The sequence below is a fragment of the Mesorhizobium sp. M1027 genome (assembly GCF_040318745.1).
GTDB lineage: Bacteria > Pseudomonadota > Alphaproteobacteria > Rhizobiales > Rhizobiaceae > Mesorhizobium.
Window position 1 is genome coordinate 43,010 of the sequence record NZ_JAMYMW010000007.1, and the last position, 14,667, is coordinate 57,676.

Annotated in this window: 12 protein-coding genes; all 12 read left to right on the plus strand. The window is 63.9% G+C overall.

The features are described 5' to 3' along the window. Positions 1 to 5: 5 nt before the first annotated feature. The 12 genes from NKH50_RS14820 (at position 6) to NKH50_RS14875 (ending at position 14,645) form a co-directional block, all read left to right on the plus strand. Complete coding sequence (locus NKH50_RS14820) at positions 6 to 1,280, plus strand: ABC transporter substrate-binding protein (protein ID WP_352505341.1); 1,275 nt, start codon at positions 6 to 8, stop codon at positions 1,278 to 1,280. A gap of 77 nt (positions 1,281 to 1,357) precedes the next feature. Further along, on the plus strand, positions 1,358 to 2,203 hold the full coding sequence (locus NKH50_RS14825) for a carbohydrate ABC transporter permease (protein ID WP_352505343.1): 846 nt from the start codon (positions 1,358 to 1,360) through the stop codon (positions 2,201 to 2,203). Next, positions 2,200 to 3,042, plus strand: coding sequence for a carbohydrate ABC transporter permease (locus NKH50_RS14830; RefSeq protein ID WP_352476534.1), 843 nt, complete (start codon positions 2,200 to 2,202; stop codon positions 3,040 to 3,042). The genes NKH50_RS14825 and NKH50_RS14830 overlap by 4 nt, the downstream gene beginning before the upstream one ends. Positions 3,043 to 3,063: 21 nt before the next feature. Continuing rightward, positions 3,064 to 4,104, plus strand: coding sequence for an ABC transporter ATP-binding protein (locus NKH50_RS14835; RefSeq protein ID WP_352505344.1), 1,041 nt, complete (start codon positions 3,064 to 3,066; stop codon positions 4,102 to 4,104). Positions 4,105 to 4,138: 34 nt separating this feature from the next. Further along, the gene (locus tag NKH50_RS14840) at positions 4,139 to 5,419 is read left to right on the plus strand and encodes an amylo-alpha-1,6-glucosidase (RefSeq protein WP_352701806.1); all 1,281 of its coding nucleotides are present in this window, start codon (positions 4,139 to 4,141) and stop codon (positions 5,417 to 5,419) included. A 192-nt stretch (positions 5,420 to 5,611) separates the two neighbouring features. Beyond that, the gene (locus NKH50_RS14845; RefSeq protein WP_352701808.1) at positions 5,612 to 7,015 is read left to right on the plus strand and encodes an SWIM zinc finger family protein; all 1,404 of its coding nucleotides are present in this window, start codon (positions 5,612 to 5,614) and stop codon (positions 7,013 to 7,015) included. A 166-nt stretch (positions 7,016 to 7,181) separates the two neighbouring features. Then, positions 7,182 to 8,453 (plus strand): DUF5691 domain-containing protein, encoded by a 1,272-nt coding sequence (locus tag NKH50_RS14850; RefSeq protein ID WP_352879554.1) that lies wholly within the window; start codon positions 7,182 to 7,184, stop codon positions 8,451 to 8,453. Positions 8,454 to 8,471: 18 nt separating this feature from the next. Continuing rightward, the gene (locus tag NKH50_RS14855; protein WP_352645331.1) at positions 8,472 to 9,551 is read left to right on the plus strand and encodes an ATP-binding protein; all 1,080 of its coding nucleotides are present in this window, start codon (positions 8,472 to 8,474) and stop codon (positions 9,549 to 9,551) included. 4 nt (positions 9,552 to 9,555) lie between these two features. After that, positions 9,556 to 11,805 (plus strand): DUF5682 family protein, encoded by a 2,250-nt coding sequence (locus NKH50_RS14860; protein WP_352879556.1) that lies wholly within the window; start codon positions 9,556 to 9,558, stop codon positions 11,803 to 11,805. A 2-nt stretch (positions 11,806 to 11,807) separates the two neighbouring features. Beyond that, entirely contained in the window at positions 11,808 to 13,061 is a 1,254-nt protein-coding gene (locus NKH50_RS14865) for a VWA domain-containing protein (protein WP_352701815.1), read from the plus strand. 46 nt (positions 13,062 to 13,107) lie between these two features. Then, a complete protein-coding gene (locus NKH50_RS14870; RefSeq protein WP_352701817.1) occupies positions 13,108 to 13,239 on the plus strand; it encodes a hypothetical protein in 132 nt (43 codons plus the stop codon). A gap of 5 nt (positions 13,240 to 13,244) precedes the next feature. Further along, a complete protein-coding gene (locus tag NKH50_RS14875) occupies positions 13,245 to 14,645 on the plus strand; it encodes an FAD-binding oxidoreductase (RefSeq protein ID WP_502905695.1) in 1,401 nt (466 codons plus the stop codon). Positions 14,646 to 14,667: the final 22 nt, after the last annotated feature.

The following is a 14,667-nucleotide window of genomic DNA, read 5'->3' on the forward strand; positions in this document are numbered from 1 at the left end:
GGAAGATGACGATGAATGCGTTGAGGACATTGGCAGGTGCGGTGCTGGCGTTGTCGCTTGCTGCTGGCGCAGCACAAGCCCAGCAAGTGTTGTTCTGGTCGACACAGGCGCGACCAGTGGAAGAGACACAGAAGATGCGCAGCGAAGTGCTGAAGGGGTTTGACGGCCAGGTCGACTATCAGGTCGCCGAGGACGGGCCCTGGCTCACCCGCCTTCAGGCCGAACTGCAGGCCGGCTCCGGCACCATAGGCGTGCTCGGCGGCCTGCACGGAGACTTCTCCACCGTCGGCGCGAACCTTGTCGATCTGTCCGGCGTCGATCTCGGTGGCGTCAAGGTCAACGAGACCTACAAGAAGCTCGGCATGCTCGGCACCGGCGAGCAGAAGTACCTGCCATGGATGCAGGCCACCTTTCTGATGGCGGCCAACAAACAGGCGCTGCAATATCTGCCGGCCGGCACCGATCTCAACACCATCACTTATGACCAACTGATCGAGTGGGCGAAAAACATCGCGGAAAAGACTGGTTCACCCAAGTTCGGTTTTCCGGCCGGCCCGAAAGGGCTGAAGCATCGTTTCTTCGAGGGTTTTCTCCTTCCGTCTTATACCGGTTCGATGGTGACCAAGTTCCGCTCGGCGGAGGCCGAGACGGCGTGGAACAAATTCAAGGAGTTGTGGCAGTACACCAACCCGAATTCGACCAACTATGCCTTCATGCAGGAGCCGCTGCTGACCGGCGAAGTCTGGGTGGCATTCGACCACGTGGCGCGGCTTGCCGACGCCTTTAACCAGAAACCCAATGACTTCGTCGCCTTTCCGGCGCCGGCTGGCCCGGCAGGCCGCGGCTACATGCCGGTGGTGGCCGGTGTCGCTATCCCGAAGACCTCGCCTGACATGGACAAGGCCAAGGCGCTGGTCGCCTATATGCTGAAACCGGAAACCCAGATCGCGACGCTGAAGGCGACAAACTTCTTCCCCATCGTCAACGTCAAGCTGCCCGACGACATGCCGGCCTCGGTGAAGGCTTTCAGCCCAGTGATCGCCACCATGACAGCAGCTCCCGATGCGTTGCCGGCGCTGCTGCCGATGGGACTTGGCGGCCTCAGCGGCAAGTTCAATCAGATCTACACCGACAGCTTCGAGCGCATCGTGCTCGGCGGCGAGGATGTGCACGGCGTGCTCGACGAACAGGCGACGGCGCTGAAAGCGATCATCGAACAGGCGAAGGCGCCGTGCTGGGCGCCCGACAAGCCATCGCAAGGCGCCTGCCCGGTCGATTAGGAATCCTCCCTGGGCGTCCGGATTTCCAGCGCGCCGGGCGCCCACCCTTTTTTCAAGCGTCGAATAGAGAGCGCTCCATGCACGGCAAGGCCCTTCCCTATCTGCTGCTGATGCCGGCGACGCTGTTCCTCTGCGTCTTCTTCCTCTACCCGTTCGCGCTGGTCGCCTTCGAGGCGTTCACCCGCGACGGCGGTTTTACGCTCGACAATTTCCGCACCATGGCGGGCAGCTGGAAGTTTCCGGTCACTGTCCGCAATACGCTGCTGCTGAGCGCCATCGTCGTGCCGATCCAACTGGTGATGGCGCTGCTGATGGCAACGGTGGTGTCGCGGCTTGAAACCGGGCGCAGCGCTGCGCTTTACATCTTCGCTATTCCGCTCGGCATCTCCGATCTCGCCGCCGGGCTGATCTGGCTCGCCATCTTCGACCAGTCCGGCTTCCTGAACACCTTGCTCTCCAATCTCGGCGTCATCCACAGGCCGGTTATGTTCCTCGGCTATCAGAGCAAGCTGACGATCTTCATCGCCGTGGCGCTGGCCGAGATCTGGCGCGCGACCGCCATCATGATGGTCATTCTGGTCGCCGGCATGGGGCTGATCCCCCGGGAATACTACGAGGCGGCGGAGGTTTTTGGCGCTAGCCCGTGGAAGCGCTTCATCAAGATCACGCTGCCTCTGCTGCGCCCAAGCCTGCAGACGGCGATCATCCTGCGCGTCATCCTTGCCTTTGAAGTCTTTGCCGTGGTTGCAGCACTCGGCGGCACCAATCTGCCGGTGCTGATGGGCGAGACCTACAATTGGCAGTTCACGCTGCAGGACCGCAATGTCGCCGCCGCCATGGCGCTGTTCATCCTCGCCATCTCGATCGGTTTCACGCTGTTCTTCCTGCGGGTGCTGCGTGTGCCGAAGGAGGCGCGGATATGAGCACGGTCGCGGAACTCTCGATCGCCGCGCCTGAGGCCCGCAAAGCCGGTAACTGGTTGCTGGTCGCCACCGTCATCCTGCTTTGCGTCTGGGTGCTGCTGCCGATCTATCTGTTGATCGTCAACGCGCTGTCGTCGCCGGAAGAGGTGACCGCCTTTCCCAAGCGCTTCTTCCCGTCATTCGATTTCGGCAGCCTTTCTTTCTTCATCAATTTCGCCGGCGTCGCCAAGGCGCTGTGGAACTCCGTTCTCGTCGCCACGCTGACGATGCTGCTCTCGATCGGCTTCGGCGCACCCGCGGGCTACGCGCTGTCGCGCTTCGAATTTCGGGGCAAGGAAACGTTCCGTTTCCTCGTGCTGATGACCCGCGCCTTCCCGCTGCCGCTGCTGGCGCTACCGCTGGCGGTGATGTTCATCCGCACCGGCCTCGACGATACCGCGATCGGGCTGGCGCTGGTCCACACCACGCTGGCGCTGCCGTTTGCCGTGCTGATTACCTTCTCGCTGTTCTCCGGCATCCCAGTCGAGCTGGAGGAAGCTGCCTGGACACTCGGCTGCACGAGATTGCAGGCATTCCGAAAAGTCATTCTGCCGCTGGCGCTGCCGGGCATCGCGGCGTCGGCGGTGTTTGCCTTCACCATCTCCTGGAACGAGGTGTTTGCCGCCGCCGTGCTCACCATCGAGAACCGGACGCTGACCGCCTTCCTGCTGCAGAGCCTTGGCGAATCGCCGCTCTACCTCAAATTCGCCGGCGGTGCTGCCTTGGTTATCCCGGCGCTGATCTTCATCTTCGCCGTCCGCAAATATCTGTTCGCCATGTGGGGGATCGCCAACCGATGACGCGCACAAAAGAGAACGCCGATGGCTGAGATCGTCATCAAGCAGGTGGCAAAACGTTTCGGCGGCTTCACCGCGCTGCATTCGATCGACCTGACCATCGCCGACCAGGAATTCATGGTGCTGCTTGGCGCCTCAGGTTGCGGCAAGACCACGCTGCTGAGGATCGTCGCCGGGCTGGAAACGCCAAGCCAGGGCGAGGTCTGGATCGGCGGCCGTCGCGTCGACCATCTGCCGCCGCGCGCCCGCGGCATCGCCATGGTGTTCCAGAATTACGCGGTCTTTCCGCACCTGACGGTATTCGAGAACATCGCCTTCGGCCTGCGCATGAAGAAGCTGCCGCAGCAGGAGGTCGACGGGCGCGTCAACCGCACCGCGGAGCTCATGCATATCGAGCAACTTTTGAAGCGCTATTCGGGCCAGCTTTCCGGCGGCCAGCGCCAGCGTGTGGCCGTCGCCCGCGCGCTCGCCATGGAGCCCGATGTGATCCTGATGGACGAGCCGCTGTCGAACCTCGACGCGCTGCTCAGGCTCGAAATGCGCGCCGAGCTCAAGGGCGTGCTGGCGGCGTCCAAGACCACCACCATCTACGTTACCCACGACCAGGTCGAGGCGATGAGCCTTGCCGACCGCATCGCCGTCATGCATCAGGGCCGTATCGTCCAGGCCGCCTCACCGGTAGAGGTCTACCGCAATCCGGCGGCCCGCTTCGTCGGCTCCTTCATCGGCAACCCGCCGATGAATTTCATCCCGGCGACGAAGACTGCGAACGGCAGCTGGATCGTCGCCGGCCTGACGCTACCTGGCCCCAAATCGGACAAGCAGACGATAGAATTCGCCATTCGCCCCGAGGATGTGGACGCCGGTAACGAAGGCATTAACGCCACCGTGCGCGTCGTCGAGCCGCTCGGACCGCACACGCTGGTCACCTGCGATGTCGAGGGCGGCCTGTTTCGCGCCATTCTCGAATCGAACGCCACGGTCGCCGTCGGCGATCACTTGCGGCTTTCGCCCAAACCCGATCGCATCCGCTGGTTCGATCCCGAAACCACGAACGCCCTTTGATCCTCCCTTCGATCCTGAAAGTACGAACGCCCCGATGATATCTCTTGCCATTGACGAAACTATCGCCCGCGCCGTCGAGGTGCTCAGGGAAAATGACCAAGGCACCTATACCATACCGACCAAGGGCCTCTACCCGTTCCAGTGGAATTGGGATTCCTGCCTGACCGCCCTCGGTCTTGCCCACTATGACGAGGCCCGAGCCTGGACCGAGATCGACACGCTGTTCGCTCACCAGTGGCCGGACGGCATGGTGCCGCACATCGTCTTCCACGTCTGGAACGACGGCTATTTCCCCGGGCCGGAGGTCTGGCGAACGGACCGCCCGACCGCCACCTCGGGCATCACCCAGCCGGCAGTCGCCGGCTTTGCCGTGCGCCGCCTGTTCGACCAGGCCAAGGACAAGAAACTGGCGGCCGAGCGCGCCCGCGCGCTGCTGCCGAAGATCGACGCCTGGCACCGCTGGTTCTACGAAAATCGCGACCCGAACGGCGAAGGGCTGGTCGCCATAATTCACCCATGGGAGTCCGGCCGCGACAACTCGATCGACTGGGACGAGGCGTTCGAGCGCGTGCCGACCGAAGGCGTCGAGCCCTACACCCGCCGCGACATCCTGCACGCCGACCCTGCGCATCGACCGACCAGGGCCCAGTACGATCGCTATATCTGGCTGCTGCAGCATTTCCGCGAACTTGGTTGGGACAACACCCGGCTGCACGATGCCTCGCCCTTCCAGGTCGTCGATCCCGGCTTCAACGCCATCCTGATCCGTTCCGCCGCCGATCTTGCCGATCTCGCCGATACACTTGGCGAAACTGAAATCGCAGAAGCCAATCGCGCCCGTGCCGAAAAGGGGCTTTCGACGATGGAACGGCTGTGGAGCGACACACATGGCCAGTACATTTGTTTCGACCGAGTGGCCGGAAAGCTCGTGGACAGCGCGTCGGTCGGCGGCATTCTGCCGGTGTTTTCGGCCATTCCGGAAAGCCGGGCGGCGGCCATCGCTGCAACGATCGAGCGCATCGCCGGCAAAGCGCGTTACATCGTCCCCTCGCACGATCCTGGCGATGCACGCTTCGACCCAAAGCGCTACTGGCGCGGCCCGGTCTGGCTGGTGGTCAATTACATGATCGCCGACGGCCTTGCCGCCGCCGGCCACAGCCAAATCGCACAACGGATCACGCAATCCAGTCTCGACCTGATCGCCGAGAGCGGTTTTGCCGAATATTACGGTCCCCTCAGCGGCGAGCCGCTCGGCGGCAATCGCTTCACCTGGACCGCGGCGATGGTGATCGAGTTCCTGAAGGGCAGAGCCTGAACGCTTCCGCCTAGGCCGCCGGCTACCAAAGCCCGTTCTGTCTGCCGAATAACAGTCGACCCCATTTGCGTCTGAGGCATGTCCTGGCCCATCAAACAGGGCCAAGGCATGCCCAATCTTCACCATGCCAGAGCAATAATAATTCGTCACAAACCGCTATCTATACTGCGTCGGGGCGGGGAGAAGCGCGGCTTGGAATTCGATCTGAAGACCATTGAGGCGCTTGCTCCCGATCAGGCGTCGCTGAGCGCCGCCTCCAAGCTCACCAAACGAACGAACTGGCCGCGGCTCGAAAAGCATGAGCAGCAGGCGCTCATCTGGGGCGAATGCCAGGGCTCCGGCTCCAATCCTTATCGAGTGGTGGTCGACACGGGTGATCACGGCTACCAATGCACCTGCCCTTCGCGCAAATTCCCATGCAAGCACACGCTGGCCCTGATGTGGATCGCTGCCACCGCGCCAGCCAGCTTTGCCGCGGCCGAATCCACGCCGGGATGGGTGAATGACTGGCTTGGCCGGCGCCGGAAGACGGCGTCACAGCCGGTGCAGCAACCGGCACCGGGCGCGGAAGCCAAGAGCATTGGCGAAGCCGCACGGGCGGACGAGAGCGCCGCCGTTGAAGATAACGCAACGGTCGAGCGTCGCGAGGCGGCGCAGCGCAAGCGGGCGGAAAGCACACGAGAAGCAGTGTCGGCGGCGCTCGATGAACTCGACCAGTGGATTGCCGACCAGTTGCGGCTCGGTCTTTCCGGGTTTGTCGACGCCAGCAGCGACCGTTGCCGGCGGATTGCTGCGCGGCTGGTCGATATGAAGGCAGCGGCGCTCGCCGGCCGTATCGACGAGATTCCGTCGCGGCTGATGGCGCTGCGCAGCGAAGAACGACCGGATGCGGCGATCCGCGAACTCGGCAAGCTCGTGCTGCTGGCCAAGGCCTGGCGGTCGGCGCCCGACGATCCCGAGTTGAAGCGGCTTGTATCGACATCCGAAACCCGCGAACAGGTGCTGGCCAATCCCGATGCAATGCAAGTCGAAAGTCTCTGGGAGGTTGTCGGCGAGAAGATCGAGACCCGGCGCGATGGTTTGGTCAGCCATTCGACATGGCTGCTCGATCTGAAAAGCTCCACACCACAATTTGCCCTGCTGCTCGATTATTTTCCCGCCTCGGCCGGACGCCGATCCAACGCCTTCTCGCCAGGCGATCGCTTCAATGCCCGGTTGGTCTTTTATCCATCACGCCGGCCACTCCGGGCGCTGGTGGCAGAACGCATGGGCGACGTCGCATCGGGCCCGTGGCCCGATTTTACCCTGGGCGTCGCCAAGGATCCGCTGGCTGCGCATGTGTGCCATCAGGATGCCGCTCCCTGGCTCACAGATAGCCCTCTCATACTGCCGCCTGGTGCGATCCTGGTCGACGATCGGGGCGCAGCCTGGTGGCAGGCCGCCGATGATCCGCAAGGGCTCGCCTTGCCGATCAGTGGCGCCGTCAATCAGACATTGCTCGGCCTCGACCTTGCCGCCACGGCAGCGCTCTGGGACGGCGCTCGGCTTGAGCTTCTGGCGGCTCAAAGCGGGTTCGGGAGGCTTGACCTGTCGTGAATGAGGGCGAGCAAACAGGCCTGGCGACCATGCGCGATTGTTGGATCACCGGCGGAGCCACCTTCGATCTGGCTCCGGCCGCCTGGAAGGCAATCGCAGGCGGCGCAAGTCCCGACGAGCAGGAGCGCCGGCCCTACCAATTGCAGCGCAAGCGCTCGACGTCGCCTTGCGGCCGGCGGCGCCGAAGACGCTCAAGCGGCGGCCGCCGCTGCCCGGGCTTGCCTTGCCAATGCTGCCGGAGCGGTTGCGGCCGCTTTTGCGCGCCGCCCTGAAGCACGCCGCCGACGCGAGGCGAAAGGCACGCGTGGCGGCGCTCGTCGCCAGCCGCGGCTTCGTGCTCCACCCAATGGACTGGATGCCCTCGTCGGATCAGAACAGCCCGGATGTCTACGCTCCATGGATCGACTGGCAAGCCAGCGTGGATGGAGAAAGACATACCCCGCAAGAGAAACTCACGGCGGAAAATTGGGATGAGTTCTATCCCGCCGCGCGCCGCATCGCGCTGGCTGATATGCGCCGGCGCGAACCGGCCGCGGCGCGAATGCTGATCGAGGCCAAGGCCTCGGGCGAACCTGCGGAGGTCAGGCTTGCGCTCATCGAACTTATGCGCTTCGGCCTCAATGCCGAGGACGCGCCGTTCCTGAAAAGCCTTGCCACCGACCGTTCCGGCAAGGTGCAGGACCTGGCTGGCCGGTTGCTGGCAAGGTTGGGCGAGCACGGCCATTCGAGCGAAGGCGGGGCGGAGGATCCAGCAGTCGAACTCGCCGTCTTCATCGGCGAAGGCAAATCCGGCTTCATCCGCCGCCGGACCACCTACACGCCGGCGAAACTCAAATCCCCGGCGCAGGAAAAGCGCCGCGCCGAATTGTTCGAGACTTGCAATCTGGTCGACCTCGCCAGACGGTTCGGCATCACGGAACCCGAATTCATCGGAGCCTGGCAGTTCGGCGCCGACAACACCGCTGATATCCTGATCGCCCGAATGGTCGCCGCTTCTGGGAGCGACGCGGCGGTGACGCATATGGCGGACATGCTTGTCACCGAAGGCGGCAAACCGGCGCTGTTCGTGTTGCACCTTGTGCCGCGTCTGGACAGCCGCAGGAAACGGGCTCTCGTCCGGCTGATCCTCAAGCAAGCAAATTACCTCAGCGCGATCAATCTGGCGGAAGGCATTGATGCTGGCTGGCTGGAATGGGACGATCTTTCGAACGGGTCAGTTCTTCCCGCTTTGCGTTCCGCCGTTGCGGGAAACGACGAAGCCGTGCGGCGGGGCGCTGACGATATACTGGAAACGATCGGCTACCTTGCCACAGCGACCACAGCAGCCAAATTGATCGACGAGGTCGTCGCTGCCGGTATGCCGCCCGCCGCCCCATCACTCAGTGTCCTGCGTCTCAACGCGGCGCTGGCCGAACATCAGTCTCGAACCGACACATGATCAATCCGGAGAATTCATATGAACGCTGCCATCCGTCTCCCGGTCGAGCAGGCCTATGCCTCTGAATTGCAGGCGCTGGCGCGCGGTGACGACAGGCAAAAACCTGCCGGCTGGAGCCTGTCGCCACAGGCTGTGCTGACCTATCTGCTCGGCGGCAAGGCTAGCGACGGCACACTGATAACCCCGAAATATGTCGGTCGCCGCCGGTTGATGGAAACCGCGGTAGCGACGCTCGCCACCGACCGTGCACTCTTGCTGCTCGGCGTTCCCGGAACCGCCAAGTCCTGGGTATCTGAACATCTTGCCGCCGCCATCATGGGCGACTCGACGCTGATCGTGCAGTGCACGGCCGGCACCGACGAGAACCAGATCCGCTATGGCTGGAACTATGCGCAGCTGCTGGCAAAAGGCCCGAGCCAGGAAGCGTTGGTGCCGACGCCGCTCTACCGAGCCATGCAGAACGGCAAGCTCTGCCGGCTGGAGGAACTGACCCGCATGGGCTCGGACGTGCAGGACACGCTGATCACCGTGCTTTCCGAAAAGATGATGCCGATCCCGGAATTGAACACCTCGATCTACGCCCAGCGCGGCTTCAACATTATCGCCACGGCAAACAACCGCGACAAAGGTGTCAACGAGCTCTCCTCGGCGCTCAAGCGTCGCTTCAATGTCGTGGTGCTGCCATTGCCGGAAGACATGGCCGAAGAGGTGGCGATCGTCTCCAAACGGGTCGATGAGATGGCTGGCGGACTCGACCTGCCGGTGCCAAAAAATGTCGGCGAGGAGATCGCCCGTGTGCTGACCATCTTTCGCGAATTGCGCTCCGGCGCGACTGCCGACGGCAAGGTGACGCTGAAGACTCCTTCCGGCTCGCTGTCGACCGCAGAAGCGATCGCCACGATGGTTGGCGGGCTCAGCCAGGCGGCGTGGTTCGACAGTGGCAAGCTCGGCGCCGAAGGTCTCGCCGCCAGCCTTGTCGGCGCGATCGTGAAGGATCCGGTGCAGGATAAGGTGGTGCTCGAGGAATATCTGGAAACGGTGCTCAAGAAGCGCCCCGACTATGCCGGCTATTACGCGGCGCTGAACGCAGCGATCTGACGCCATGAGCCACGGCGACATTGCCTATTTCGGGATACGCCATCACGGGCCGGGTTCCGCCGACAGCCTGCTGCAGGCACTGCAGGATTTGAACCCGGTCGCCGTGCTGATCGAGGGGCCGATCGACGCCTCTGAGCTTCTGCCCATGCTGGCCCGCCCCGAAATGCAGCCGCCGGTGGCGCTCCTTTGCTATCCGGAGGACGATCCGGCTTCGACAAGCTTCTGGCCTTTTGCCGAGTTCTCGCCCGAATACCAGGCGGCGCTTTGGGCTGTGGGCAATAAGGCGACGTTGCAGTTTATCGACCTGCCATCGTCGGCACGGTTCACCACTGCTGCGATCGGTGGCGCGGAGGACACCGACGCGACCGAAGCTATCCAAGCCCTCGAGGATGGTGACGCGGCTCCGCTTCCGCGTGATCCGATTGCCATACTGGCGCACGCCGCCGGTTATGAGGACGGCGAAAGCTGGTGGTCGGACATCATTGAACAGAACCCGGAACCCGGCCCGATATTTGCGGCCATCGCCGATGCGATGACGACACTGCGGAATGGTGAGGGTCCGATCGCGCAGTTCGAAGCCAAGCGCGAGGCGCATATGCGGCTCGAAATCGCCAAGGCGCGTAAGCAGTTCGAGGGGCCGATCGCCGTCGTCTGCGGAGCATGGCATGTGCCGGCGCTGCAGGCCACCCACACTCAGAAAAACGATCAGGTCCTGATCAAGGGAATTGCCCGGCGCAAGAGCACAATGACATGGGCACCGTGGACCGGACCGCGCCTGGCGCTGGGATACCGCTATGGCGCGGGCGTCGTCGCGCCCGGCTGGTGCAAGCATCTTTGGCGCACGCGCGGTCGGCGCGATGCGGCAACCCTGTGGCTTGCCATGATCGCGGCGCTGCTGCGGACGAAGGGCCATCTGGTCTCGACCGCTTCGCTGATCGAAGCGAAGCGGCTCGCCCGCGCGCTCGCCGCCATTCGCGAACGGCCGAAGCCCGGGTTCGAGGAATTGCGCGACGCCGCGATCGCGGCCCTGTTCAATGGCGAAGCGTTGCTGTGGGGGCTGGTCGAGGCCGAGTTGCTTCTGGGTGCGGACGTCGGTGAAATTCCGCCCGACACGCCGCTGGCGCCATTGATCGAGGATCTGCAGCGCAACCAGAAGGCGGCGCGGCTGAAGCCCGAGGCGCTGGAGCGCGAACTGTCCGTCGACCTGCGCAGCGAAAGCGGGCTGTTTCGCTCGACATTGCTGCATCGGCTGAGCGTGCTTGGTGTGCATTGGGGCAGACTGACCGATGCCGGTCGCAGCCGTGGCACCTTCCGCGAGCGGTGGACCCTGGCGTGGGAACCGGAATACGCCGTTCGTCTGGTCGAGAACCTGATCTACGGGCCGACCATCGAAAAGGCTGCCAATGCCCGCCTGATCCAGATGATCGAAACGGCGGCGACGCTCGATACGCTTGCGGCATTGGTGCAGAACGCGATCACGGCAAACCTGTCGGAAGCATCGACTGCCGGCCTTGCGGCGTTGGAGGCGCGAGCGGCGCGCAGCAGCGAATGCCTGGAGATCCTGGCGTCTGTGCCGCCCCTCGCCGACATCATCCGTTACGGCGAGGCCCGCAAAACGGAGACGAACCGGCTGTCCGGTCTCATGGAGCGGCTGATCGTCGAAGGTGCGATCGCGCTTCCGTATGCTGTACGCGATCTGGATGAGCAAGCCGCCGCGACGCTGGTCGGTGCGATGCGCAAGGCCGATGAGGCGATCAGACTGGTCGAGCCCGGGCAAGACGTACTGGACGGATGGCGTAACGGACTGGCTGCCGTGGTGGAGGGATCGCGGTCGACGGCGCTGCCGGCAGGATGCGCCGCGCACCTGCTCTACGAAGCTGGCCGGCTTTCCGCCGAGGACGCTGCCGGACTGCTCGAGCGACGCTTGTCACCGGGGACTCCTGTCATTGAAGCGGCCGGATTCTTCGAAGGCTTCTTCAGCACTGCCGGCCAGCGGCTGATCTATGACGAAGGTCTGCGCGGCGCGGTTGATGCGTGGCTGAAGTCCCTCGACGAGGACGCTTTCATCGCGCATCTGCCGCTGCTGCGCCGTGTCTTCTCCAATCTGGACAGCATGGAGCGCCGGCGGTTGATTGAAGCGGTGCTCGGCCGCGCCGCGCGGCTGCCGGCCGGCCTGATACCGGCGCCCGATCGCGGCGAGGCCTGGCGTCGGCACCTGGAGCGGCTTGGACCCTTGCTCAAGAGCGGGACATAACGATGGACGACGAGGCAGAGGCGACCCAAACGGGCGCACCATCGCCGGATGGCGGAAGAGAGCGCCGCTGGCGTCTGGCGATCGGCGCCGACGATGAGACATCTGCGGCACTTTCCAGCGACGACAAACGGCTTTCGGCGGCTCTTGACGCGTTATACGGCGACGGCGCCAATGCCGCTGCCGACCCGCGCAAACGGCGCGGCGGGCTAGGCCGTTCGGCGCCGCGCGTTGCGCAATGGATGGGCGACATCCGCTCTTTCTTTCCCGCGCAGGTCGTCCAGATCGTCCAGAAAGATGCCTTCGAACGGCTGAACCTGAAGCAGATGCTGATGGAGCCGGAGTTCCTGAAGGCGATCGAGGCGGACGTCAATCTGGTCGCCGACCTGGTTTCGCTTCGCTCGGTGATGCCTGCCAAGACCAAGGACATCGCCCGCGCGATCATCGCCGATATCGTGGTCAAGCTGATGCAGAGGCTGGAGCAGAAGACAGCCGAGGCAATCCGTGGCGCGCTCGACCGGTCGAGGCGCACCAACCGCCCGCGTTCGCGCGATATCGACTGGCAGCGCACCATCTCGGCGAACCTTCGCCACTACCAACCCGAACACAAGACCATCGTGCCGGAGAAGCTGGTTGGTTTCATACGCAAGCAGCGACGGCTAGTCGATCTCGACGAAGTCGTTCTCTGCGTCGATCAGTCCGGCTCGATGGCAAGCTCGGTGATCTACGCCTCGATATTCGCAGCGGTCATGGCCTCGCTGCCGGTTGTGCGCACCAAGCTCGTCTGTTTCGATACCGCCATCGTTGACCTTACCGAAGAACTCAGCGATCCTGTTGAAGTGCTGTTCGGCGTGCAACTCGGCGGCGGCACCGACATCAACCAGGCGGTCGCCTATTGCGCCGACCGTATCGAACGGCCCACCAAGTCGCATCTGGTGCTGATCACCGATCTCTATGAAGGCGGTAATGGCCAGGATCTGCTGCGGCGACTGGCAGCGCTGGTTCGATCCGGCGTAAATGTCGTGGTGCTTCTGGCGCTGACCGATCAAGGCCGGCCCGGCTACGATCCCACAATGGCAGGCTCGGTAGCAGCCCTTGGTATTCCCGTCTTCGCCTGCACGCCGGATCTGTTTCCGGACATGATGGCTGCGGCCTTGCGCCGTGCGGATATCGGAGCATGGGCGGCGACCGCCGATATCAAGCTGGTCCGCGCCGAAGCGCAGGTGTCGAGCCACCCATCACCAACTGCCACAGTTTGACAAAACGCGGTCCGCGCCTATGGTCGACCTGTTACAGGAGCGGTGCATGGCGACAGCAACCGACTGCATTTTTGGCGGGTTTTCCGCATGTTTTCTTTCCAGCGAAATTCGCGTCAAGCCGCGCCTGCAATCCTCGCCGGTCTTCGCGTGCGCTGCATCGATATCTGCGCGCCAATAGCATCCGTGAGCGCCCTCTCCTCACGAACCGCCGAGCTTCTGTCGCGACTTGAGGGTCGGCTGGATCGGCCGGCGATCGTCTCGGCCGATGAGGCCGGGCCGCGTTACAGGGAAGACCCCGACGGCAGGACGGGTGCGCGGCCGGAGGTCGTGCTGCGACCGCGCACTGCCGGCGAGGTGTCGGACATACTGCGCCTCTGCAATGAGGCGGGGCAGAGGCTTGTGATCCAGGGTGGCCGGACCGGGCTTGCCGGCGGCGCTCGCATCCAACCCGGCGAAGCTGTGCTGTCGCTGGAGCGCATGACTTCCGTTGAAGCTCTCGACCGCGAGGCGGCGACCATCATCGCCGAGGCCGGCGCGCCGCTACAAGCGGTGCAGGAAGCCGCCGATGCGGCCGGCCTGCTGTTCGGCGTCGACATCGGAGCGCGCGGCACGGCCACCGTCGGTGGCAATGTCGCCGCCAATGCCGGCGGCATCCGTGTGCTGCGCTACGGTATGTACCGGGCTCAGGTGCTTGGCCTGGAAGCGGTGCTTGCCGACGGCAGTATCCTGACCTCGCTCAAGGGTTTGGCGAAGGACAACTCCGGCTACGACCTCAGCCAATTGTTCATCGGCAGCGAAGGCACGCTCGGCGTGGTCACGCGCGCATGCCTGCGGCTGCATCCGAAGCCGGCCACCGAGATCAACGCCTTCTGCGCGCTTGCTTCGCTCGACGCGGCGATCACGTTGCTTGCGCTGCTCAGGCGGAAGCTCGGGCCCTTGCTGTCGGCCTATGAGGTGAATTTCGCACCGCTCTATGGCGCCATGATCGCCGGCATGGAGGCGCCGGCGCCGCTACCCGCCGGCTCGCCCGTCTATGTGCTTGCCGAGATACAGGGCAGCGAGCCCGACCGCGACGGCGAACGTTTTGCCGCGGTGCTGATGCAGGCGGTTGAAGATGGCGTGATCGACGATGTGGTCGTCTCGCAATCGCCGCGCGAATTCCGGGCGCTCTGGGCGGTGCGAGAAGAGGCCAACCGTTTCCTGTTTTCGATGACAGGCCTGATCGGCGTCGATATCAGCATCCCGCTGGCGAGAATGGCGACTTTCCTGGGCGAAACAGAAGCCGCCATCAGGGCCGTCGACCCTGGCGCCGACATCTACGTCTTCGGCCATCTCGGCGACGGCAATCTGCATTATCAGGTCCGCACCGCGGATCCGGCGGCCGCATACGGCATCGTGTACCGCGGTGTTGCCGCCGCCGGCGGCGGCGTTTCGGCCGAACATGGCATCGGCCTCGACAAGAAGGAATGGCTGCACCTTGTGCGCAGCGACGCCGAGATCGCGGCCATGCGCCGCCTGAAAGCAGCCTTCGACCCGAACAACATCCTCAATGCCGGGCGCATCTTCGACCTCGCGCCGGGCTGAAATCGAAGGCCGGTAGCGCTGG